The organism is Micrococcus sp. KBS0714 (assembly GCF_002008305.4).
GTDB classification, from domain to species: Bacteria; Actinomycetota; Actinomycetes; order Actinomycetales; family Micrococcaceae; genus Micrococcus; species Micrococcus luteus.
In genome coordinates, this window is record NZ_CP042169.1 from 657,202 (window position 1) to 677,564 (window position 20,363).

The following is a 20,363-nucleotide window of genomic DNA, read 5'->3' on the forward strand; positions in this document are numbered from 1 at the left end:
GGGCATGGGCAGGTTCGGGCTGCACCGCACCGGCTCGGCCGAGTACAAGCGGTACCTGCGGTCCCAGGCATGGGGGTACAGGCGGGTGCGGTGGTTCGCAGACTGCCGGCAGGCCGGCCAAGAGCCGGCCTGCCAGGTCTGCGGGATCACGCTGACCCGGGCCGGGACCCTGGACCTGCACCACGTCTCGTACAAGGGCGTGGGCCAGGACGAGGAGGGCCGGTGGCAGGCCCGCGAAGCGCACAACGACCTGATGCCGTTGTGCCGGGACCATCACCAGCGGCTGCATCAGATCATGGACGGCAAGAAGGAGTTCTTTGGATGGGACCGCAGGCGGGCGACGATCGTGATCGTGGCGAGGATGGTCCGGCAGAGTCAGGCATGAGCGACGACGGGGGTGCACGGTGCCATGTCTGCCAGCGGACCGTCTCCACGAGGTGGCACTGCACCGATGGACGGCACCTGGACCGCGCCGAGTGTCGTGCCGCCGGCGGAATCGGGGTGTGGTTGTGCGGGACCTGCGAAGACGCCGCACATCGCTACATGTGCTCGACCGGGGCAGGCGGGCGCGAGGCCGTTGAGGAGCTGTTCGCCCGGCTCGAGAGGCTGCTGGGCGGGCCAGCACGCCGGTACACGAGGGAAGGACGGAACTGATGACATCACCCTGGGTTGAAGACGACGAGCTCACGGACTGGGAGGCGCCGGCGGCCGCCGATGACGACGGACAGACGGGGACTCCGCTGCCCTACGTCGACCCGGAGATCGCCGCGGAACTCGCGGGCGAGGGTCCGCCGGTGTGGATGGGCACGCGGTGGCGGGAGATCGAGGCTGAGCACCAATGGGAGGCGTGGAACACGCTGCGCCGGTGGGTCGACTGGTTCGTGGCCGAGTACCGGCTGGTGACCTCGGTAGTGCCGCCCTGCTGGTACAAGCACTCGGACCTGACGGCCGAGCTGTATGCGGCGATGTGCATGGAGTACAAGGTCTGGGAGGAACAGGCTCCGGGGCTGGGCCCGATGATGATGTGGCACCCGCACGTGGAGATGCTCACCGCGCGTCTGCGTCGCATGGTGGATGAGGCTGGCTGCGCGAAGATCGGTCAGCACAAAGAGCCGGAGGCGTACGGGGACCGGCCAGCGTTCAACCTGGACTACGACGAGGACGACTTCACTGCATGGGCGGCGACAACCTGTGAACAGCACGCCCTCGAGCGGCCGGAGGCGGGTGTGAAGTATGTGCGTGCCCGGGTCTTTAACGGCGACGGGGAGGAGATCGCTCTATCGAATCCTGTGGGGCTTGCCTCCCGTCGGACATCGACTGGGGTTACCGCAGAGCTGATGATGACGTCCTCCACGCCCCTAGCTCCGGGGCTCCGGCTGACAGTGCCGAGCGCGACTCCGGGCCTCGAGGTGGGGTGGCAGACATCCGTAAATGGGCACGATTGGGAATGAGCGTTACGGCTGGTCTTGTGGACGTCGGTGTAGGCATGAGTAACGCACTTGACGGGATCGTGCCGCTCCCTGGGGGACAAGACGCCGACTGAGTGAGTGCCGCCAATGCGGTGGCTGGATACACCTAGGACCATTTGGAGAACGAGCTCGGTGAAGAGGGGCTCGTGAGGTCTCGGACGTAGGTGAGAAGCGTGCCGCGCAGCACTGACGTGCGACCATCCTGCCTCAAGGCGGCCGACATCTAACGCCGGTGGACGACGGTAAGGTTGGGGGGATAGACCCAGGAGAGGCCGGTCTGGTGCTCTCGTGAGAGCGTGGGGGTATTGCCGGATGAGCATTCTGTACAGAGCGGTATGGTCGGACGCATCGCGCCCGGACCCAATATCTCTCGTCGAAGACTTGAAGATCTGCGTGGCGCGCTGGACTCAGGAGACGGAAGAACCGGCGCCACTGGTTGAGGGACACAGCGAGCTTGACGTGTCCCAGGGGCGGCACCGGCGGATCTCAGTCCGAGTTGTCGGACCCAACGCTTTCGAGGCCACTGTCATCGATCAGGTCGCGGGGGACCCCACCGAGTGGTCCACGGTGATCCGGGTCGTTGCTGATGACGAGGGTGTCCATACACTGGTCGAGCTGAGCATGTCCTCCGATGACCTCGCCCGCCGAGTCTCTGTTGGTAGGCCGAAGGTCGTGCATGATCTTTTGAGTGCCGTCGACAAGCCGCGGCTAGGCGGCAGTCAACTTCAGGTGGAGCCGCTCTCGCTTCCTGCAAACGCCATCGACATCCTGGCGGAAATGCTGTCGAATCCCTCCCGCACGCTGCCGATCATCGTCTGTACCGAACCGAGTGGAGATCACGATGGTGATTGGCTCCGTGCGGCTAAGAGAATCGCGGCCCGCGCGGAGGGTGTTGCCATCGTCCTTACCCTTGATTTGGCTGCAGTCTCTGAGTTTCGGCGCGAATTCGGTTCTCTTGCGGTCTGGGATGGCGGGATACGTGTGTATTCGCCTGGTGTGGTGACCCGGGATGCTGAGGGGTGGCGGCACCGCTACTACCAGCGCTCCCGCCTCGAAGATCGTCCGCGATTCACCGTAGACCGCATCGTCTACTCGGTTGCTCAGCTCTCGACGCGGCGACGAATACCGAATGTGTTCCACATCTTTGGAGGTCAGAGTGGTCTGCCGTCGGACGCACTCGACGGGATGATCCCGGTGAAGGACCTGATAAAGGCGCGGGAAGACTGGGATTTTGAGCGTGAGGTGGCCCTCGACGAGCAGAGCTCCGTGGAGAGGGAGCTCGCCAGTGCCAACGGCCATCTTTCACGACTCAAGGAAGCGCTGATCGAGCGTGGGCTCGCCTCTCTATTGTGGGGCGCCCAGCACGAGGACGTGGCCTCGGTCCCAGACCTTGTGCAGGACACGTCAGAGGCCGTACTCGCGGCCCAGATGTACCTTGCAGACTGGCTCGTCCTCCCGGACTCCGCGGTGCGCCATTTGGAGGATATTGACACCGCGCCCGAAGCGTACAACTGGGGCAATAAGGCTTGGCGCGGATTTCGTGCCCTCGCTGCGTACGCACAGGATCGGGCGTCGGGCTGGGATAAGGGCGGCTTTTGGGAGTGGTGTGCCTCGGGGCCGGTGCTCGGCTGGCCGGCTACTAGCAAGAAGCTGTCCATGACCGAGAGTGAAGGGGTGCAGACGAGCGGGAAGTTCAAGGGGACTCGTGACTTCAAGGTGGATCCGGCTGTCGATTCATCCGGCGAGATCACCATGCTCGCGCATCTTAAAATCTCCGAGGGAGGCGGCAACCTTGCGCCACGGGTCTACTTCTATGATGACACTAACGGGGCGACTAAGAAGGTTCATATTGGCCTCGTCGGTCCTCATTACCTAGTCCCGAACAAGTCAACTAACTAGCGCTAAACAGCCAATAATCAAAACCATACGTGCGTGGCGTCGGGTACCACAGTTGCATGGTAGTTAACTCTGCATCCGGGGAGGGGGCCGGAGCTGGAGCAGAGGGTGCACCGGAATCCAGGTGGCAAAACTGCCTTGTTGAGGGTGCTAGTTTCCGCGAACTGGAAGGTGGACCTTTATCGGTCTTTAGGGGTCGGCCGAGGCGGAGCGAGATGGTGGGTACAACGGCGTCTGCTCGGGTAGTCGAGGCACCTATGTGTGGGTCGGTTTGGGTGCCTCTGGCACGTGGACGCGGTGGGTCGTCCCGCCATGGCGTTGGGTCGGCCCCCCGCGCACGCCGCCACCCGGGCTTCTGCGCCGCGATCCGCTGCATCCAGGGGGCTGGGAATAGGCGTGGAGCGTCGACCGCCAACAGCGACCTGCCCCATTGCACGGATGAGCGCGGCCGGCTGTGCAGTGGGCGCCGGTTCGCTACCCTCGCGTGCGCGCATCGGGGCGCACGCATCGGGTGCGTGGGCGATCGAGCTATCACCATTGGGTGCTGATACCAGGCGTGCAGTTCCCTGCCGCCTGGCACTAGGGCATGTCTGACAATCGTTTTGACCATGCGAGCACAGCATTCAGGACCACAGCGGCCCTGTAGATGATCGCGTACTTGTCATACCGGGTCGCCAGACCGGTCAAGCCCCATGAAGTGGTGTAGCGGCTGATTCCTTCGTTGGGGTTGTCAGGCGCTGAACTCGAGGGCGGGCGCGGTGTCGGGGTTCACCTCGCTTCCCGTGTTGCTGACGGTGGTGAGTCGGCAGCGGGCCAGGACCTCCAGGCCGAGGTAGCGACGGCCCTCGGCCCACTCGTCTGTCTGCTCGGCCAGCACCGCGCCCACCAGTCGTACGATGGCCGCCCGGTTGGGGAAGATGCCCGCCGCGTCGGTGCGGCGGCGGATCTCGCGGTTGAGCCGCTCGGCCGGGTTGTTCGACCAGATCTGGGTCCAGACGTCCTTGGGGAATGTGGTGAACGCCAGGATGTCGGCCCGGGCAGCATCGAGGTGCTCGGCCACCACCGGCAGTTTCTCGCTCACGTAGTCCAGCAGCCGGTCGAACTGGGCGTTGACGCTGGCGGCATCGGGCTGGTCGTAGACCGAGTGGAGCATGGCCTTCACCGCCGGCCACATGCTCTTCGGGGTGATGCCCATCAGGTTCGCCGCGTAGTGGGTGCGGCAGCGTTGCCACACCGCACCGGGCAGGTTCGCGGCGATGGCGTCCTTGAGCCCGGGGTGGGCATCAGAGGTGACCAGCCGGACCCCGGCCAGGCCCCGGGCGACCAAGTCGGCGAAGAACTCGTTCCACGCCGCCCCGGTCTCGCTGGTGGCCACCCGCAGGCCCAACACTTCGCGGTGGCCGTCGCCGTTGACCCCGGTGGCGATGAGCACCACCGCGTTGACCACACGCCCGCCCTCACGCACCTTCATCGTCAACGCGTCCGCGGCAACGAACGTGAACGGTCCCGCCTCCCCGAGCGGCCGGTGGCGGAAGGCCTCCACCTGCTCATCGAGGTCCGCGGCCATCCGGGACACCTGGGACTTCGACAGGGCATTGATGCCCAAGGTCTTGACCAGCTTGTCCATCCGCCGGGTAGAGACACCGGCCAGGTAGCAGTCTGCGACCACGGTGATCAGCGCCGATTCGGCCCGCTTGCGCCGCTCGAGCAGCCATTCCGGGAAGTAGGTGCCCGAGCGCAGCTTCGGGATGGCCACGTCCACGGTGCCGACCCGGGTGTCCAGGTCCCGGTGCCGGTACCCATTGCGCTGGGCCGTGCGGTCACGGGAGGGTTTGCCCCATTCGGCGCCGACCACCGCATCGGCGTCAGCGCAGAGCAGGGTGTTGATCATCGTCTGCAGCAGGTGGCGCATCATGTCCGGGGAGGCCTCGGACAGGGCTTCGCCCAGCAGGCCGGCAGGGTCGACAATATGAGGAGCGGTCATCGTGATGACTCCATTCGAGGATTCTGTGAGAGGTTGACTCGAAGGATCACACGGTGGCCGCGTCCACGTCTGGAACGACGTGCCCGACCACCGGGCGCTACACCACTATGCGGGACTCAACTTTCACCATCGTCAACATCTACTTCCCGGGCCTGCACTCCTACGCCGGCCTCCCCGGGTAGGGCAGCGGCGAACCATACCGGTGAGGCCCAGCCCTGCCGGGAGGCGGATCCGGACCGGCCGCAGCGCTGAACGCTCGGCCGCGGACCGAGCGCCGCGGCCATGGCGCAGAAGCCCGGCCCGAGGAAGTCCAGGTTCGTCAACCCGGTGTCGCAGGGGTGTTCCCTGGACTTCGGCACCAAGCGGCGCCGCTGGCCTTGTCGAGTCTCGGTAGGGGTTAGTGCTTGTGGGCGAGGAATCGCATGACGTGGCCGGCCCAACCGGTACGGATGGAGACGTCGAGGCCTACATGTCGCGCGGTGGCAGCCAGGTCGGCAGGGGCCACGAGCTGGTGAGGTGATCGATCGACCAGGTGAAGCAATGTGGCGGTTGGGGAGGCCGTCAGTTGAGTCCCGCATAGTGGTGTAGCGCCCGGTGGTCGGGCGTGTCGTCTCAGACGTGGTCGCGGCCACCGTGTGATCCGTCGAGTCAACCTTCCACAGAATCCTCGAATGGAGTCATCACGATGACCGCTCCTCATATTCTCGACCCTGCCGGCCTGCTCGGAGAAGCCCTGTCTGAAGCGTCCCCGGACATGATGCGCCATCTGCTGCAGACCATGATCAACACCTTGCTGTCCGCGGATGCCGACGCGGTGGTCGGTGCCGAATGGGGCAAGCCCAGCTCCTCGCGCACTGCTCAGCGGAACGGGTACCGCCACCGGGACCTGGACACCCGGGTCGGCACCCTGGACGTGGCCATCCCCAAGCTCAGATCGGGCACGTACTTCCCGGACTGGCTACTTGAACGCAGGAAGAGAGCGGAGTCGGCGCTGATCACCGTGGTCGCTGACTGCTACCTCGCCGGGGTCTCGACCCGACGGATGGACAAGCTGGTCAAGACTCTGGGCGTCAACGCCCTGTCCAAGTCCCAAGTCTCCCGGATGGCCACCGAGCTCGACGAGCAGGTCGAGGCCTTCCGCCACCGCCCGCTCGGGGTGGCCGGCCCGTTCACGTTCGTGGCCGCCGATGCGCTGAGCATGAAGGTCCGCGAGGGCGGGCGCGTGGTCAACGCCGTGGTGCTGCTGGCCACCGGGGTCAACGCTGACGGCCACCGCGAGGTCCTGGGCCTGCGGGTCGCCACCTCGGAGACCGGGGCGGCGTGGAACGAGTTCTTCGCCGACCTGGTCGCCCGCGGCCTGGCCGGGGTCCGGTTGGTCACTTCTGACGCCCACACCGGACTCAAGGACGCCATCGCGGCGAACCTGCCCGGAGCGACGTGGCAGCGCTGCCGCACCCATTACGCGGCGAACCTGATGGGCATCACCCCGAAGAACATGTGGCCGGCCGTGAAAGCCATGCTGCACTCGGTCTATGACCAGCCCGATGCGGCCAGCGTGCACGCGCAGTTCGACCGGCTCCTGGACTACGTGAGCGGGAAGCTGCCCACCGTGGCTGAGCACCTCGACGCCGCCCGGGCGGACATCCTGGCCTTCACCACGTTCCCGAAGGACGTCTGGACGCAGGTCTGGTCGAACAACCCGGCCGAGCGGCTCAACCGGGAGATCCGCCGTCGCACCGACGCGGTGGGCATCTTCCCCAACCGGGCGGCCATCGTCAGGCTAGTGGGTGCGGTGCTGGCCGAGCAGACCGATGAATGGGCCGAGGGTCGACGCTACCTCGGTCTCGAAGTCCTGGCCCGCTGCAGGCTCACCACCGTGACCAACACCGGAGACGAGGTGGACCCCGACACCGAACTCACCCTCGGCCTCAGCGCCTGACCCCCATGAAGGATCAGACCGCTACACCATCACGAGGGGCTTGACCAGGCCGTCAGGTCATAGCCGATCAGCATGCCCCCTGGCTTGAGCACCCGAGCGGCTTCCGCTACCGCCGCCTTCCAGTTCACCACGTGATGCAGCATCAGGAAGCTGAGCACAACGTCGAACGAAGATTCCGCGAAGGGAAGGGCCGTGGAATCCGCCTGCTGTACCGTCAGGCGTGGGCTTGTCGGGAAGCGTCTGCGTGCCGTGGCGACCATGCGTTCATCGATGTCGGTCAGCGTCAATCGCATCCCCGGGGACCGCTGCAGCAGGGCTGCTGCCATCTGGCCGCTGCCAGCACCAAGCTCGAGCACGTCGCCGCCGAGGTCTTGCCCTCCAAGGCTCCAGGGCACGATGATGTCGCGGGCGAAACGTCCCCAGAGGGCACTGCGGCAGAATGCCGTTTCGATTCCGGACATCTTGGGCATGGGCAATCTCCAGCATGGGCGATCTGCAGGGCCGGGGCCCCCGACACTATCCGGCCTCCCCATCGGGGGGAAGGCCAGGACCGCCAGGTGCGTTGGGGACAGGCCATGCTGGGAACGCCTTCGTCCGTGGCGGTGGGGTCCGCCGGGCGCGCTTGGTGGTGTGCCGTCCTCGCGCTCACTCTGGACCTCCCCGCGCTGGTCGCGGACTGCGGGGCTGAGGTCGGCGATCCCGTACCGGAGTCCCGCTGATGAAAGCGCTAAGGAGTGTTCATGACGGAAAGCCGCCTGTGGTTGCTGTGCGATGCTCGCGCCGCCCACCGCCAGGGCAGGGCGGGGCTCGACCGGCGCCGGCACGAGCGCCTTGTCGAGATGGTCTCCTTCGCCCGTGCCCGGTCGCCCTTCTATCGCCGGCTCTACCAGCACCTACCCGAGCAGCTCACGGATCCGGTGCTGTTGCCGGTCACGGGCAAGGCCGAGCTGATGCGCCACTTCGATGACTGGGTGACCGATCGGGCCGTCACCCTGTCCGCCGCGCGGGCGTTCGTCGAGGACCCTGCCCTGGTGGGCGAGAAGTTCCTCGGCCGCTACACGGTGGGAACCACCTCCGGAACCACGGGCACCCGGGGCATCTTCCTGTGGGACGAGCGGTCCCTCGCGGTGACCACCGCCCTGTTGGCGCGGTTACTCGGTACGTGGCTCACTCCCGCCGATGTGCTCCGGATGCTCGCCCGCGGCGGGCGCATCGCCATGGTCAACGCCACCGGGGGCCACTACGCCTCCGCCGCCGCGGCCGCCGCGCTGCGCAAGAACCGGTGGGGCAGCGACCGGATCGGGGTGTTCGGCGTGCACACCCCCATGGCGCAGCTGGTCGCCGGGCTCAACGACTTCCGCCCGGCCATCCTCGCCCCATACGCCACGATGGGCGCGCTACTGGCCGCCGAGCAGCGCGCCGGCCGTCTGCACATCAACCCGGCTCTGGTCGTGCTCTCCGCCGAGGCCCTGCCGGAGGGGGAGTACGACAGGATCGCCGCGACGTTCAACGCCAAGGTCCGCCAGGGCTACGCCGCCACCGAGTGCCCCTTCCTCACCTACAGCTGCCAGCACGGGTGGCTCCACGTCAACAGCGACTGGGTGCTTCTGGAATCGGTCGACGCCGATCACCGCCCGGTCCCACCCGGCCAACCCTCGCACACCACCTTGCTCAGCAACCTCGCCAACAAGGTCCAGCCGATCCTGCGCTACGACCTCGGCGACGCCGTCTTCGTCCGGCCCGATCCCTGTCCGTGTGGGGACCCGCTGCCCGCCATCCGGGTGCGGGGCCGCACCGCCGACCTGCTCACCTTCCACACTCCCGCCGGCGAGCCGGTGGTGCTCACGTCATTGACCGTGACCGCCTGGGTCGACCGCGTTCCCGGCGTGGAGCTGGTCCAACTGGTGCACACCGCCCCCACACACCTCGAGGTCCGGATGCAGTTCTCGGCCGGAACCGACCCGGAACGCCTCTGGCAAGCGGTGCACACCGAGATCCGGCGCCTGCTGGTGGACCACGGGCTCGGCCACGTCACCGTGGCCCGCGGCGACGGGCCGCCACAGCCCACACCGGGTGGCAAGTTCCGCGCGGTCATCCCGCTTCCGTGACCGGCCGTAACTGTCGAAGCCGTTGGCAACTGCGCAGCCCGTGCACACCCCGCCCTGGTCACCCCGCCGAATCCGACCTGGAGGCGGCCGCTCTCATGGGGTACGAGGTGGTGTCCACTCTGCGTGTTTCCCCGGCGGCCGGGCCTGCGGTCGGTGAAGGGGGAACGCAAAGGCGGCCGGTGCCGGTTCCCGCCGGGTGACCCGTCGTGTCGGCCCGCCGCCGGGAGGAACCCGCGGCGCGCGACTCGATGGCGCTGGTCGGGCAGATCGCCGCAGCGGATCTGCCGGCCCTTGTTCTTCTCACGGGATGAACTGAAGCCCGACGAAGAACCACAGGCGCCGGCACTGGGCGGTGGGATTCGACGACGTGCCAGTTCAGTCGTGGCGCACGGTGAAGTGCGAGGAGAACGGGCTCAGCGTGCCGGGCAGCTGGCCGGTGTCCAGCGGTTCCTGGGCCGTGAAGTCGTGTTGGCGCAGCAATTCACCCAGCACCAGGGACGAGGTCAGCAGCACCACGTTGCGGCCCGGGCACATGCCGGGGCCGGCACTGAAGGGCACCAGCGGCCAGGCATTGTCATCGCGCTCCTGAAGCCACAGCTCGGGGCTGAAGCGGTGGGCTTGGGGCAGGGTCTGGTCGTCGCGGTGGAAGAACGGGGCGTAGATGACCAGCGCGGTGTCCGGCGGCAGGGTCCCGTTGCGCCAGTGCGTCGTCGCGGTGCTATCGCGCAGGATCAGGGGGGTGGTGGGCCACAGCCGCAGGGACTCCAGCACGGTGGCGCGCAGGAACGGCAGATCGGGAGCGTGGGCCACCTCCGAGCGTGCCGTCCCGGTGGCGCCTGGATGATTGGTGAGCAGGGCCAGGGCCCGGAATGTGGCCCAGGCCTCGGCGTCGAAGGCGAAGAGCCACTGCGGGACCTGCTGGTGGGGGACGGCCTCGTCGGGGGCCGGGGTCTGCGCGACCAGGGCGGCCAGACTGCCGGGCTCGGCCAGTTCGATGTAGTGCTGCAGTCGGCGCAGGAACCGCTCGCGCAGGCGGCGGTTCTGCGGCATGAGGTAGGAGAAGTTGCCGCGGGCGCGCAACCGGCGCAGGTCGTCGGTGACCTGGTCGTCGTCGCGGGCGCTGGCGCCGAGCACGATGCGCCGGACCATGCGCGCCCACATCACCGCGAAGGACTCCCAGTCCAGGGTGCCGGTGAAGTCCACGTGGCCGCCCAGCGTGGAGACCTCTTCGGTGATGACAGCCTTCATCGCCTCGGCATGACTGTGGACGGGGCGCGGGGTTTCTAGGATCTGCTCGTTGAACGGTCGGCGTGAGAGCCGTTGCTGCGGGGTCGAGACGAGGGAGCCGGCCGGCTCGAAGTGGTTCAGCGCCCCGCGCTTTTCTAGCGTGGCCGGCGAGAAGGGGGTGGGGCTGTCGTTGAGAACACGGCGCACATCAGCGGGATCCAGCAGTAGCGCGATCCGGCGGCCGGGGATCCGCAGCTGGACCGGGCCGGCGCCGTAGCGGGACCGTAGGCGCTGCATTTCGGCGACGCCGGCGGCATCGGCATCGAGGCGTTCGGCCAGGCCGACGGCTGCCGGTCTGCGCACGATCGGCCCCTTGACCACCGGGCCCAGGAGCACCCGGGTCAGAACGCGGAGATGGTCTACCGCTCCCAGGGTCGGCACTTCTGCTTCATCGCCGATCGGCGTCGCACCAGGCATGCCACCAACCTGTCACACCGGCCTCACCCCCGCCAAGACCAGCGTGTTCTCTCGTCCGGTGCCGGCGGGCTGGCGCCGTGGGGTTGCAGCCACTGCAGGCGGCAGGGTTGTCCGGGTGGCGTTTACTGCGGGGTGTCGGCGGTGTCCCGGTCGGGGCTCGTGGCGGTCAGCAGGACCGCGGCCGCTGCGCCGCCGACGATGAAGATGTCCGCGACGTTGCCGATGAACCAGTTCCCGTATGCGAGGAAGTCCACCACGTGGCCTTGCCCGAACGACGGGGGGCGCAGGAGCCGGTCGCCCAGGTGGGAGGTCACCGCGCCGCCGAGGCACCCGACCAGAAGGGCCCAGGACACGGTGCGGACCCGGAGGGAGAACCAGATCGCCGCGGCGACCGCCACCGCCGAGATGACGGTGAAGATCCAGGTCGAGGTGGCCCCCAACGAGAACGCCGCCCCGGGGTTGTAGGCCAACTGAAGCCCGAGCAGGTCACCCAAGACCGGGACTCGCTCACCCGTGGACAGGCTGTTCTCCGCCCACCACTTGGTCCCCTGGTCCAGGACCACTACGCCGGCCCCGATCGCAACGGTCAAGAGCACCAGGGGGTACCTGCGCCGATGGTTCATTCGTGTCCTTTCGCGGTGCGCCCGTTTCCCGGCGCCTCAGTGGATTGACCGACCTCCGCACGACCTACGCAGTCACTGGAAGGTACCGGACGGCGCGGGCAGGCCGGGTCTCACCGTGCCTGCGGAGCATCTACCCCGCAGGCACGGTGGGAGCTCATCCCACGGTGGAGCGTTGGGCCTGCCGGTCGGTGAGGGATGCCAGGGCGGTGCGTCGGGTGGTGGCCGCACGCAGGCCGTTGCCGATGACGATGACCTCGGCGACCTCGTGCACCAGGACCACGGCGGCCAGGCCGAGCATGCCGGTGATGGCCAACGGCAGCAGCACTCCGATGATCAGCAGCGACAGGACGATGTTCTGGTTCATGATGGCCCGGCCGCGGCGGGCGTGGGCCAAGGCCTGGGGGATCAGGCGCAGATCGTGACCGGTGAAGGCCACGTCCGCGGACTCGATGGCCGCGTCCGAGCCGGTGGCGCCCATGGCGATGCCGACCTCGGCGGCGGCCAGGGCGGGGGCGTCGTTGATGCCGTCCCCGATCATCGCGGTGGGCCGGGTGCCGGTCAGCTGACCGACGGCGGCGGCCTTGTCCTCGGGGCGCAGCTCGGCGCGAACGTCGCCGATGCCGGCCTGGGCAGCGATCGCCCGGGCGGTGCGGGCGTTGTCCCCGGTGAGCATCGTCAGGCCGATGCCCTGGCCGGTCAGGGTGGTCACGACGGCGGGGACCTCGGGGCGCAGTTCGTCACGGACCCCGATCGCTCCGGCGACCGTCCCGTCGCGGTGGATGATGACCACGGTCATGCCCTGGTCCTCCAGCTGCTGGACCTGGGCGGCCAGGGGCCCGGGGTCGAGCCAGCGGGGGCTGCCGACCGTGATCGTGGCCCCGTCGATACGGCCGGTGATGCCGTGCCCGGCGGTCTCGGTGACGGCCTTGGCCCCGGGTGCGTCGGGGGCGGCGGCGATGATGGCCGCGGCCAGCGGGTGGGTGCTGTGCTGTTCCAGCGCGGCGGCCCAGCCCAGCACCTGATCCTCGGTGAGGCCGGGGGTGGTGAGCACGGCGGTGACGGTGGGCTGGTTGCGGGTCAGGGTCCCGGTCTTGTCCACGGCCAGGTGGCGGATCCCGCCGAGGCGCTCGAAGGCGGCCCCGGACTTGATGACGACCCCGAACCGGCTGGCCGCGCCGATCGCGGAGACCACCGTGACCGGGACCGCGATGGCCAAGGCGCAGGGGGAGGCGGCCACCAGCACCACCAGGGCGCGGGTGATCCACAGTTCCGGGTCCCCGAACAGGGACCCCAGGGCCGCGACCAGCACGGCCAGGACGAGCACCCCGGGCACCAGGGGCTTCGCGATCCGGTCGGCCAGGCGGGCCCGGGCGCCCTTCTCGGTCTGGGCCTGTTCGACCAGGTGCACGATAGTGGTCAGGGAGTTGTCGGTGCCGGCGGCGGTCGCGTCGATCTCCAGGGCCCCGGAGGTGTTGATCGACCCGGCCGAGACGGTGTCTCCCGGGCCGACCTCGACCGGGATGGACTCCCCGGTGATCGCCGAGGTGTCCAGGGAACTGCGCCCGGTACGCACGATCCCGTCGGTGGCGATGCGTTCCCCGGGCCGGACCACGAGCACCTGCCCGGGATGCAGGTCCTTGGCCTCGACCTGCACCGTGGCCCCACCCTGGCGGATGGTCGCGGTCTCGGGCACGAGCTTGAGCAGGGCGCGCAGCCCGGCCCGGGCCCGGTCCATGGCCTTGTCTTCCAGGGCCTCGGCGATGGAGTACAAGAACGCCAGGGCGGCGGCCTCCTCGATGTAGCCCAGGATCACCGCGCCGATGGCGCTGATCGTCATCAGCAGCCCGATCCCGAGCCGGCCCCGGGTGAACAGCCCGCGCAGCGCCCCGGGCACGAAGGTCCAGGCGCCCAGCACCAGCCCGACCCAGAACACCACCGTGGCCACCAAACCGGCCCCCGACCATTCCAGGACCAGCCCGGCGATAAACGCCACCCCGGAGAGCACCGGGAGCAGGATGGCCGCATCCCGCCACCACGGCCGGTGCTCTTCGGGCTCCTCGGGTGCACCGGGGGTCGGGGCCTCGCAGCCGCAGGCCGAACTCATGAGGCCACCTGCCCCGTGTCGCAGCACCCGGGCACCGGGCAGCCCGGGTCCAGGCAGGGGGCGGAGGCATCCACGGCGAGGGTCACCTCGAGCAGGGCGCTCAGCGCCCGGGCCAGGTGCGCATCGACGATCGCGTACCGGGTGCGGCGGCCCTGGTGTTCGGCGGCCACGATCCCGCAGTCCCGCAGGCAAGCCAGGTGGTTGGACACGTTCGATCGGGTCAGCCCCAGGGCCTGGGCCAGTTCGGCCGGGTACCCGGGGCCCTCCAGCAGGTTCAGCAGGATACGGGACCGGGTGGGGTCGGCCATCGCCCGACCCAGCCGGTTCATCACGTCTAACCGTGTCGCAATCGTCAGCATACGGTGAACTATACAGCCTGTGCTGTAGTGTCTTGCGGGGGTTTCGCCCGGACCGGCTGGCCCCGACCCGTTGACCCTGTGAGGACTCTCCGTGACTGCCCGTTGCCGCCGCGCCTGCCCGTATCGCCCCTACCGGGGTCGGGGAGGGCGGGCATGAGTCTGGGTGGGTTCTTCGCCGAGATGGTCCAGTCCGGGGCGCTGCTGGTCGCGATGCCGCTCGCCGCGATCGCCGGACTGGTGTCCTTCCTCTCCCCGTGCATCCTTCCACTGGTGCCCGGCTACCTGGGCTATGTCTCCGGGCTGGCCGACCCGCGGCGGGCGGACAATCGGCGCCGGGTGATGACTGGGGTGGGACTGTTCATCCTGGGCTTCGCCGCGGTCTTCACTTTCTACGGGGCCGCCTTCGGGGTGATCGGCGGGTGGCTGCTGCAATGGCAGGACGCGCTGATCCGGGCCCTGGGGGTGTTCGTGGTCCTGATGGGCCTGGTCCTCATTGGCTGGCTGCCCTTCTTGCAGAACACCCGGCGGATGTCCTTCCAACCCAAGACCGGGATCGTCGGGGCCCCGCTGCTCGGAGTGGTCTTCGGCCTGGGGTGGACTCCGTGCATGGGGCCCACCCTCAGTGCCGTGCTGGCGTTGAGCACCACCACCGGGGACCCCTGGCGCGGGGCCCTGCTGGGTTTCCTCTACTGCCTCGGGCTGGGGATCCCCTTCGTCCTGGTGGCGATGGGCCTGGACTGGGTCACCCGCACCCTGGGCTTCGTCCGCCGCCACATCCGGGCCTTTAATATCATCGGCGGGATCCTGCTGGTGCTGGTCGGGGTCCTGATGGTCACCGGGATCTGGACCCTGTGGATCTACCAGCTGCAGAACCTCGCCGGCACCTTCACCACCCCCGTCTAACCCTCCCTGCCCTGCCCCTGACTCCCGACCCCACGGATTGGACCGATCGTGACTTCCACCGACCCCACCCCGGCCAAGGCCGCCTCCGCCCCGAACCGGCAGCGCCGGGCCAAGATCATCGTCTGGGTCGTGCTGGCTGCCCTGGTGCTGGCCGGGGTGGTGGCCTTTTTCGCCGCCCGGGCCCCGTCCACCCCGGAGGCTGCCCCGGCGCAGGCCGGCCAGGCCGCGTCTTCCGGGACCGGCCAGACCGCGGCCTCGGAGGCCGCACCGGTGGTGCGCCCCGACAGCCGGGTGCTCTCCCAGGCCCCGAACGAGAAGGCCGTGCTGGTGGAGTTCCTGGACTTCGAGTGCGAGGGCTGCAAGGCCGCCCACCCGGTCGTGGAGGAACTGCGTGCCGAGTACGCCGACACGGTGACCTTCGTGCACCGGTACTTCCCGCTGCCGGGGCACCCGAACTCGATGACCGCGGCCGTGGCCGTGGAGGCCGCCGCCCAGCAGGGGGCGTACGAGGCGATGTACCAGAAGATGTTCGACACCCAGGAGCAGTGGAGCCACACCGGTCAGGACCGCAGCCCGGTGTTCCGCGGCTACGCCGAGGACCTGGGCCTGGACATGACCGCCTACGACAAGGCGGTGGCCGACCCGGCCACCCGCGCCCGCATCGAGGCCGACGTGGCCGACGGGGTCGCCCTGGGCGTGCAGGGCACCCCGACCTTCTTCCTGGACGGGCAGGTGCTCACGCTGAACACGCTCGAGCAGTTCCGCGCCGAGGTCGACGCGGCCGCGAGCAACTGAGCCGCCCCGTGCGCACGCCTGCCCCCGGCGCCGAATCGCCCATGACCACCCCCACGATCCCCACGGACCATCCCATCGAGCACCGGGTCGACACCGGGCCGGCCTCCGAGGAGGCGGGGATGCCGGTGGCTGCCCGGCACCGCCCGTTCGGTGTGGTGCTGCTGGTCACCGGGGTGGTCGGCTGGGTCGCCTCGGCGATCCTGGTCCTCGAGCGCCTGGCCCTGTACGAGAACCCCGGTCACACCACCAGCTGTGACATCAACCCGTGGGTGTCCTGCGGGCGGGTGATGGGCACCTGGCAGTCCGAGCTGTTCGGCTTCCCGAACCCGCTGATCGGGATCGTGGCCTTCGCCGTGGTGATCGCCACCGCGATGGTGGTGCTCTCCGGGGCCCGGCCCGGCCGCGGGTACTGGGCCGGGTTGCAGGCCGGGGTCACCCTGGGGATGGGGTTCGTGGCCTGGCTGTGGTTCCAGGCCCTGTACGAGATCTACATCCTGTGCCTGTACTGCATGATCGTCTGGGCGGCCATGATCCCGCTGTTCATCCTGCTCACCGCCCGCAACCTGGCCCACGGCGTGATCCCCGCCCCGCCCGGGGTGGTCCGGTTCGCGACCGGCTGGGCCGGGACCCTCATCGCCGTCGCCTACGTCGCCGTCGCCGGCTCCGTCTTCGTCCAGTTCCTGCCCGCCTTCACCGGCCTCTGACCGCGCCCGGGGGCACCACCTCGTCACTATCGACAACAGGCGCTATCATCGTCACATGACGATGATTAAAGAGCCGGGGGTGTCCCCGACGGCGGGCCTGGGGCCGGCCGCGGCCCTGTTCCACGGGTTCTCCGACCCCACCCGGCTGGCGATCCTGCGCCACCTGGCCACCGGGGAGCACAAGGTGCGCGAGCTGACCGAGCACCTCGGGCTGGCCCAGTCCACGGTCAGCGCGCACCTGGCCTGCCTGACCGGCTGCGGACTGGTGTCCTCCCGGCCGGTGGGCCGGGCCTCGCTGTACTCCCTGGCCGCCGAACCCGAGCTGCTGGAGGTGTTGGCCGCCGCCGAACGGCTGCTGACGGTCACCGGGCACGCCGTCGAGCTCTGCCCGCACTCCGGCCCCGCTGCGACCGGCGCCCTCCCGCACGACGCCGGGCACTGACGCCTACCGCTTCCCCCGGAAAGGAGGTCCCGGTCATGGGATCCCACCACCATGCCCCGACGGGGCACCGCGGGCGGCTGGCGATCGCCTTCGGCATCACCACGGCGGTGCTGCTGGCCGAGGTGGTCGGCGCGGTGCTCACCGGCAGCCTGGCCCTGCTGGTGGACGCCGCGCACATGCTCACCGACGCCGGCGGGCTGTTGATGGCCCTGCTGGCGGCCACCCTGATGGCCCGCCCGCCCACCACCCGGCGCACCTGGGGGTTCCTGCGGGCCGAGGTGCTGGCCGCCCTGGCCCAGGCCGCGGTCCTGCTGGCCGTGGGCACCTACGCCTTCATCGAGGGCCTGCAGCGCCTGTTCGCCCCACCCGAGGTCGCCTCCGGGCCCCTGCTGGCCTTCGGGATCCTGGGCCTGGTCGGCAACCTCGCCTCGCTGGCCGTGCTCGGCTCCGGCCGCGGGGCCAACCTGAACATGCGCGCCGCGTTCCTGGAGGTCCTCAACGACGCGCTGGGCTCGGTCGCGGTGATCGCCAGCGCCCTGGTCATCGCCGCCACCGGCTGGACCCGGGCCGATGCCGTGGCCGGGATGCTCATCGCCGTGCTCATCGTCCCGCGCACCCTGAAGATCCTGGGCGAGACCACCCGGATCCTGCTCGAATCCACCCCCCGAGGCCTGGATCTGGCCGAAGTGCGGACTCACCTCCAGGCGCTGCCGCACGTGGTGTCCGTGCACGACCTGCACGCCTCCCAGATCGCCACCGGGGTGCCCGTGCTCAGCGCCCACATCGTCGTGGAGGACTCCTGCTTCCACGACGGGCACGCCCCTCAGATCCTGGACCAGCTCCAGCACTGCGTCGCCGAGCACTTCGACGTCGGGGTCGACCACTCCACCTTCCAACTCGAACCCGCCGCCCACGCCCATCACGAACACCCCACCCACCACTGACCCCGTCGGGGTCGGGGAGCACAGCGCACGATCCCGAGGGGACCCGCATGACCGCCACCACCGCCGCCCTCGCCCTGGCCCTGTACCTGGCCGGGCTGGCCGCCGCCTTCGGGGCCCGGTCCTGGATCCCCTTACGGGCATGCGATCTGGGCTGACGCCTGTGACCGAGTATTCAGTGCGCGTTGTATAGTTCAGTCCATGATGACTATTGCTTCGCGTCTCGACGTGATGAACCGCCTGGGTCGTGCACTGGCCGACCCCACTCGATCCCGGATCATCTTGACCCTGCTCGACCATCCCGCTTACCCGGCGGAGCTGGCCCGAGATCTGGACCTGACACGCCCGAACGTGTCCAACCACCTGGCATGCCTGCGCGATTGCGGGATCGTCGTCTCCGAGCCCGAGGGTCGTCGGACACGATATGAGATCGCCGATTCGCACCTGGCGCAGGCGCTGACGGCACTGGTCGATGCCACCCTGGCAGTGGACGAAGACGCCCCGTGCATCGATCCCGCCTGCTCGCTTCCCGGATGCGACGCAGCTGGGGAGGGCGCATGAGCCTCACCTCGGTCTTGCAGGCGATGGGCCTGTTCGCAGCGACCAACATCGACGACATCATCGTGCTCTCCCTCTTCTTCGCGCGAGGGGCAGGCCAGCGCGGCACTACCGCCCGCATTCTGGCCGGCCAGTACCTCGGATTCGCCGGCATCCTCGGTGCCGCGGTCCTGGTGACCATCGGCGCCGGAGCATTCCTGCCCCCGGCAGCCATCCCGTACTTCGGCCTCATCCCTCTGGGCCTCGGCCTCTGGGCCGCATGGCAGGCCTGGCGCGGAGACGATGACGACGATGACGACGAGGCCAAGGTTGCCGGCAAGAAGGTCGGCGTGTGGACAGTCGCAGGCGTCACCCTTGCCAACGGCGGCGACAACATCGGCGTCTACACCCCTGTCTTCCTCAGCGTGGAACCTCTCGCAGTAGTCGCCTACTGCATCGTCTTCCTCGCGCTCGTCGCGGTCCTGGTGGCCCTGGCAAAGTTCGTCGCCACCCGCCCCCCGATCGCCGAAGTGCTCGAACGCTGGGAGAACATCCTCTTCCCCATCGTTCTCATCGGCCTCGGCATCGTGATCCTCGTCAGCGGCGGAGCCTTCGGACTCTGACGTAGCGGCAGCGATCCAAACGGCCCCGACCGGGCGCACCCCTCTCGGTTCAGACCGCGACACCTACCTGCAGCCAGTCCTGCGTGATCGCGGCAACAAGACCGCCACGGAGCGCTGCAAAAACCCCGCCACCAAGCGAACGAAGCCACAGCCCCGTCGCATCCCGGACGCCCGCCACAAACGACCGATTTTGTCGCCCTGGACAACAAGCGCCAGCGCTCCCCATGGGCAGGGGCCGACCCTGTGCTCCAACGAGAACAGCGGGCCAGCCTCTGCAGAGGCTGGCCCGCTGTTCAGCGTTGAGTCAGGAAGTGCGCACCGTGATCGGGGTGCCTTCGCTGATGTGCTGGGCATAGATGCTCAGCTCAGGATCACTGATGGTCCCGCTGATGCGGGACCACCGCGTCCGCAGCACCGCCTTGATCTCTTCCACCGGCGCACCGGCGTACTGCTGGCCCAACTGATCGAGCATCCTCTGGTAGTCCTTGGCCAACGTGGTCATCGTGTCCTGGACGGCTCGCTGCAGCTCGCGCTCCAGATTTCCCGAGATCTTCACCCGGGCGCTCATCGGGACACCTGCTGGGTGATGGTGGTTCCGGGGTGACGTGCGACGGTGGAAGTGGTGACGAAGCGGCCCGTGATGGCCGAACGGCCCACCGAACGGGTCGCTCCGCCGGGTGAGGGGATCGTCTCGGTAGTGGTGGTCCGCGGATTGCGCTTGGCCGTGGAGGTCTTCACGAACCGGCCCGTGCTGGCACTGCGGTGAACGGTCTTGCCCATGGGCTCGACTCCTGTTCTAGGTGTCCCGTTAACCGGGTGTCACCCATCCTGAGCGCGGCGGTGAGGGCGGTAGAGTCCGAAGCCTAGCCGCCAAACTAGACACCGAGCCCTGCGCCCTCCACCCTGGAGGGTCCAGGGCTTTGGTGCTCTAACGGAATTCTATCGTGGAACCCGGACGCATTAAGTGGGAGCTCTCACTGCCGGTCACTGACTCGTGTCAGGACGGCCTGGAATCTGCCGCAGGCCCGAGATTTTGGGGTATCCGGTAGCTCTGTCCACGTCTTTATCCACAAGATCTTGATCGGAGTCATTTCGTCGCGGGCTTCCAGAAGACACTACGCGCCGGCGAGGGATGTGCGGTCGGCTCTATATCCGAATGGCTTCGCGGTGTCTCCTCCAGACTTCAGTGGCGGGAGGCGGGCGCAGTGGGAATGTCCAAGCGGGTATACCCC

20 protein-coding genes and 1 pseudogene are annotated in these 20,363 nt (G+C 68.6%); 12 read left to right on the top strand and 9 right to left on the bottom strand.

Annotated elements, in window-relative coordinates:
• Positions 1 to 4: 4 nt before the first annotated feature.
• From B1A86_RS02985 to B1A86_RS02995, 3 genes are all read left to right on the top strand, one after another.
• Positions 5 to 385 carry a hypothetical protein gene (locus tag B1A86_RS02985; protein ID WP_002856213.1) on the top strand — a complete coding sequence of 127 codons (381 nt, stop codon included), beginning with the start codon at positions 5 to 7 and terminating at the stop codon, positions 383 to 385.
• Between the two features lie 268 nt (positions 386 to 653).
• Positions 654 to 1,451 (top strand): hypothetical protein, encoded by a 798-nt coding sequence (locus B1A86_RS02990; protein WP_002856212.1) that lies wholly within the window; start codon positions 654 to 656, stop codon positions 1,449 to 1,451.
• 330 nt (positions 1,452 to 1,781) lie between these two features.
• Entirely contained in the window at positions 1,782 to 3,368 is a 1,587-nt protein-coding gene (locus B1A86_RS02995) for a hypothetical protein (protein ID WP_232502391.1), read from the top strand.
• Between the two features lie 576 nt (positions 3,369 to 3,944).
• On the opposite strand, the pseudogene B1A86_RS11600 reads toward B1A86_RS02995, so the two are convergent.
• Together B1A86_RS11600 and B1A86_RS03005 are read right to left on the bottom strand one after the other, a co-directional pair.
• A pseudogene (locus B1A86_RS11600) lies at positions 3,945 to 4,046 on the bottom strand (IS5/IS1182 family transposase); the annotation flags it as partial.
• A 49-nt stretch (positions 4,047 to 4,095) separates the two neighbouring features.
• Positions 4,096 to 5,349 carry an IS256 family transposase gene (locus B1A86_RS03005; RefSeq protein WP_002854328.1) on the bottom strand — a complete coding sequence of 418 codons (1,254 nt, stop codon included), beginning with the start codon at positions 5,347 to 5,349 and terminating at the stop codon, positions 4,096 to 4,098.
• 685 nt (positions 5,350 to 6,034) lie between these two features.
• Between B1A86_RS03005 and B1A86_RS03015 the strand changes: the two genes are divergently transcribed.
• Entirely contained in the window at positions 6,035 to 7,288 is a 1,254-nt protein-coding gene (locus B1A86_RS03015) for an IS256 family transposase (RefSeq protein ID WP_078025632.1), read from the top strand.
• 29 nt (positions 7,289 to 7,317) lie between these two features.
• Here B1A86_RS03015 and B1A86_RS03020 read toward each other — a convergent pair whose 3' ends face one another.
• Complete coding sequence (locus B1A86_RS03020; protein ID WP_168196727.1) at positions 7,318 to 7,758, bottom strand: class I SAM-dependent methyltransferase; 441 nt, start codon at positions 7,756 to 7,758, stop codon at positions 7,318 to 7,320.
• A 270-nt stretch (positions 7,759 to 8,028) separates the two neighbouring features.
• Here B1A86_RS03020 and B1A86_RS03025 point away from each other — a divergent pair, with 270 nt between their 5' ends.
• Complete coding sequence (locus tag B1A86_RS03025) at positions 8,029 to 9,396, top strand: coenzyme F390 synthetase (protein ID WP_002854330.1); 1,368 nt, start codon at positions 8,029 to 8,031, stop codon at positions 9,394 to 9,396.
• 375 nt (positions 9,397 to 9,771) lie between these two features.
• Here the strand turns inward: B1A86_RS03025 and B1A86_RS03030 are convergent, their stop codons facing one another.
• The 4 genes from B1A86_RS03030 to B1A86_RS03045 all read right to left on the bottom strand — a co-directional run bounded on the left by B1A86_RS03030 (position 9,772) and on the right by B1A86_RS03045 (position 14,186).
• A complete protein-coding gene (locus B1A86_RS03030; RefSeq protein WP_158183611.1) occupies positions 9,772 to 10,986 on the bottom strand; it encodes a cytochrome P450 in 1,215 nt (404 codons plus the stop codon).
• Positions 10,987 to 11,222: 236 nt separating this feature from the next.
• Positions 11,223 to 11,696: a signal peptidase II gene (locus B1A86_RS03035; protein ID WP_232502401.1), complete on the bottom strand. Its 474-nt coding sequence runs from the start codon at positions 11,694 to 11,696 to the stop codon at positions 11,223 to 11,225.
• 181 nt (positions 11,697 to 11,877) lie between these two features.
• Positions 11,878 to 13,827, bottom strand: coding sequence for a cation-translocating P-type ATPase (locus B1A86_RS03040; RefSeq protein WP_002856926.1), 1,950 nt, complete (start codon positions 13,825 to 13,827; stop codon positions 11,878 to 11,880).
• On the bottom strand, positions 13,824 to 14,186 hold the full coding sequence (locus B1A86_RS03045) for a helix-turn-helix transcriptional regulator (protein ID WP_002856933.1): 363 nt from the start codon (positions 14,184 to 14,186) through the stop codon (positions 13,824 to 13,826). The genes B1A86_RS03040 and B1A86_RS03045 overlap by 4 nt, the downstream gene beginning before the upstream one ends.
• 153 nt (positions 14,187 to 14,339) lie before the next feature.
• Between B1A86_RS03045 and B1A86_RS03050 the strand changes: the two genes are divergently transcribed.
• The 7 genes from B1A86_RS03050 (at position 14,340) to B1A86_RS03080 (ending at position 19,131) form a co-directional block, all read left to right on the top strand.
• Entirely contained in the window at positions 14,340 to 15,089 is a 750-nt protein-coding gene (locus B1A86_RS03050) for a cytochrome c biogenesis CcdA family protein (protein WP_002856941.1), read from the top strand.
• A gap of 48 nt (positions 15,090 to 15,137) precedes the next feature.
• Positions 15,138 to 15,884 (top strand): thioredoxin domain-containing protein, encoded by a 747-nt coding sequence (locus tag B1A86_RS03055; RefSeq protein WP_002856942.1) that lies wholly within the window; start codon positions 15,138 to 15,140, stop codon positions 15,882 to 15,884.
• A 41-nt stretch (positions 15,885 to 15,925) separates the two neighbouring features.
• Positions 15,926 to 16,588: a vitamin K epoxide reductase family protein gene (locus tag B1A86_RS03060; protein WP_002856944.1), complete on the top strand. Its 663-nt coding sequence runs from the start codon at positions 15,926 to 15,928 to the stop codon at positions 16,586 to 16,588.
• 55 nt (positions 16,589 to 16,643) lie between these two features.
• Positions 16,644 to 17,030 (top strand): helix-turn-helix transcriptional regulator, encoded by a 387-nt coding sequence (locus B1A86_RS03065; RefSeq protein ID WP_036334883.1) that lies wholly within the window; start codon positions 16,644 to 16,646, stop codon positions 17,028 to 17,030.
• 35 nt (positions 17,031 to 17,065) lie between these two features.
• A complete protein-coding gene (locus B1A86_RS03070) occupies positions 17,066 to 17,974 on the top strand; it encodes a cation diffusion facilitator family transporter (protein ID WP_078025634.1) in 909 nt (302 codons plus the stop codon).
• 198 nt (positions 17,975 to 18,172) lie between these two features.
• Complete coding sequence (locus tag B1A86_RS03075; RefSeq protein ID WP_017488126.1) at positions 18,173 to 18,532, top strand: helix-turn-helix transcriptional regulator; 360 nt, start codon at positions 18,173 to 18,175, stop codon at positions 18,530 to 18,532.
• Positions 18,529 to 19,131, top strand: a complete 603-nt coding sequence (locus B1A86_RS03080; RefSeq protein ID WP_036341590.1) for a cadmium resistance transporter — start codon at positions 18,529 to 18,531, stop codon at positions 19,129 to 19,131. Before B1A86_RS03075 ends, B1A86_RS03080 begins: the two co-directional genes overlap by 4 nt.
• A 304-nt stretch (positions 19,132 to 19,435) precedes the next feature.
• Here B1A86_RS03080 and B1A86_RS03085 read toward each other — a convergent pair whose 3' ends face one another.
• Positions 19,436 to 19,699 (bottom strand): hypothetical protein, encoded by a 264-nt coding sequence (locus B1A86_RS03085; RefSeq protein WP_246836844.1) that lies wholly within the window; start codon positions 19,697 to 19,699, stop codon positions 19,436 to 19,438.
• Entirely contained in the window at positions 19,696 to 19,911 is a 216-nt protein-coding gene (locus tag B1A86_RS03090) for a hypothetical protein (protein WP_036334324.1), read from the bottom strand. Before B1A86_RS03090 ends, B1A86_RS03085 begins: the two co-directional genes overlap by 4 nt.
• Positions 19,912 to 20,363: the final 452 nt, after the last annotated feature.

What these genes read in the sequence shown, in the direction of transcription:
- B1A86_RS03015 (WP_078025632.1), top strand. Translation starts at nt 6,035, where the DNA reads ATGACCGCTCCTCATATTCTCGACCCTGCCGGCCTGCTCGGAGAAGCC.
- B1A86_RS03080 (WP_036341590.1), top strand. Translation starts at nt 18,529, where the DNA reads ATGAGCCTCACCTCGGTCTTGCAGGCGATGGGCCTGTTCGCAGCGACC.
- B1A86_RS03075 (WP_017488126.1), top strand. Translation starts at nt 18,173, where the DNA reads ATGATGACTATTGCTTCGCGTCTCGACGTGATGAACCGCCTGGGTCGT.
- B1A86_RS03020 (WP_168196727.1), bottom strand. Translation starts at nt 7,758, where the DNA reads ATGCCCAAGATGTCCGGAATCGAAACGGCATTCTGCCGCAGTGCCCTC.
- B1A86_RS03050 (WP_002856941.1), top strand. Translation starts at nt 14,340, where the DNA reads ATGAGTCTGGGTGGGTTCTTCGCCGAGATGGTCCAGTCCGGGGCGCTG.
- B1A86_RS03090 (WP_036334324.1), bottom strand. Translation starts at nt 19,911, where the DNA reads ATGGGCAAGACCGTTCACCGCAGTGCCAGCACGGGCCGGTTCGTGAAG.
- B1A86_RS03040 (WP_002856926.1), bottom strand. Translation starts at nt 13,827, where the DNA reads ATGAGTTCGGCCTGCGGCTGCGAGGCCCCGACCCCCGGTGCACCCGAG.
- B1A86_RS03045 (WP_002856933.1), bottom strand. Translation starts at nt 14,186, where the DNA reads ATGCTGACGATTGCGACACGGTTAGACGTGATGAACCGGCTGGGTCGG.
- B1A86_RS03085 (WP_246836844.1), bottom strand. Translation starts at nt 19,699, where the DNA reads ATGAGCGCCCGGGTGAAGATCTCGGGAAATCTGGAGCGCGAGCTGCAG.
- B1A86_RS03065 (WP_036334883.1), top strand. Translation starts at nt 16,644, where the DNA reads ATGACGATGATTAAAGAGCCGGGGGTGTCCCCGACGGCGGGCCTGGGG.
- B1A86_RS02985 (WP_002856213.1), top strand. Translation starts at nt 5, where the DNA reads ATGGGCAGGTTCGGGCTGCACCGCACCGGCTCGGCCGAGTACAAGCGG.
- B1A86_RS02990 (WP_002856212.1), top strand. Translation starts at nt 654, where the DNA reads ATGACATCACCCTGGGTTGAAGACGACGAGCTCACGGACTGGGAGGCG.
- B1A86_RS02995 (WP_232502391.1), top strand. Translation starts at nt 1,782, where the DNA reads ATGAGCATTCTGTACAGAGCGGTATGGTCGGACGCATCGCGCCCGGAC.
- B1A86_RS03025 (WP_002854330.1), top strand. Translation starts at nt 8,029, where the DNA reads ATGACGGAAAGCCGCCTGTGGTTGCTGTGCGATGCTCGCGCCGCCCAC.
- B1A86_RS03005 (WP_002854328.1), bottom strand. Translation starts at nt 5,349, where the DNA reads ATGACCGCTCCTCATATTGTCGACCCTGCCGGCCTGCTGGGCGAAGCC.
- B1A86_RS03070 (WP_078025634.1), top strand. Translation starts at nt 17,066, where the DNA reads ATGGGATCCCACCACCATGCCCCGACGGGGCACCGCGGGCGGCTGGCG.
- B1A86_RS03060 (WP_002856944.1), top strand. Translation starts at nt 15,926, where the DNA reads ATGACCACCCCCACGATCCCCACGGACCATCCCATCGAGCACCGGGTC.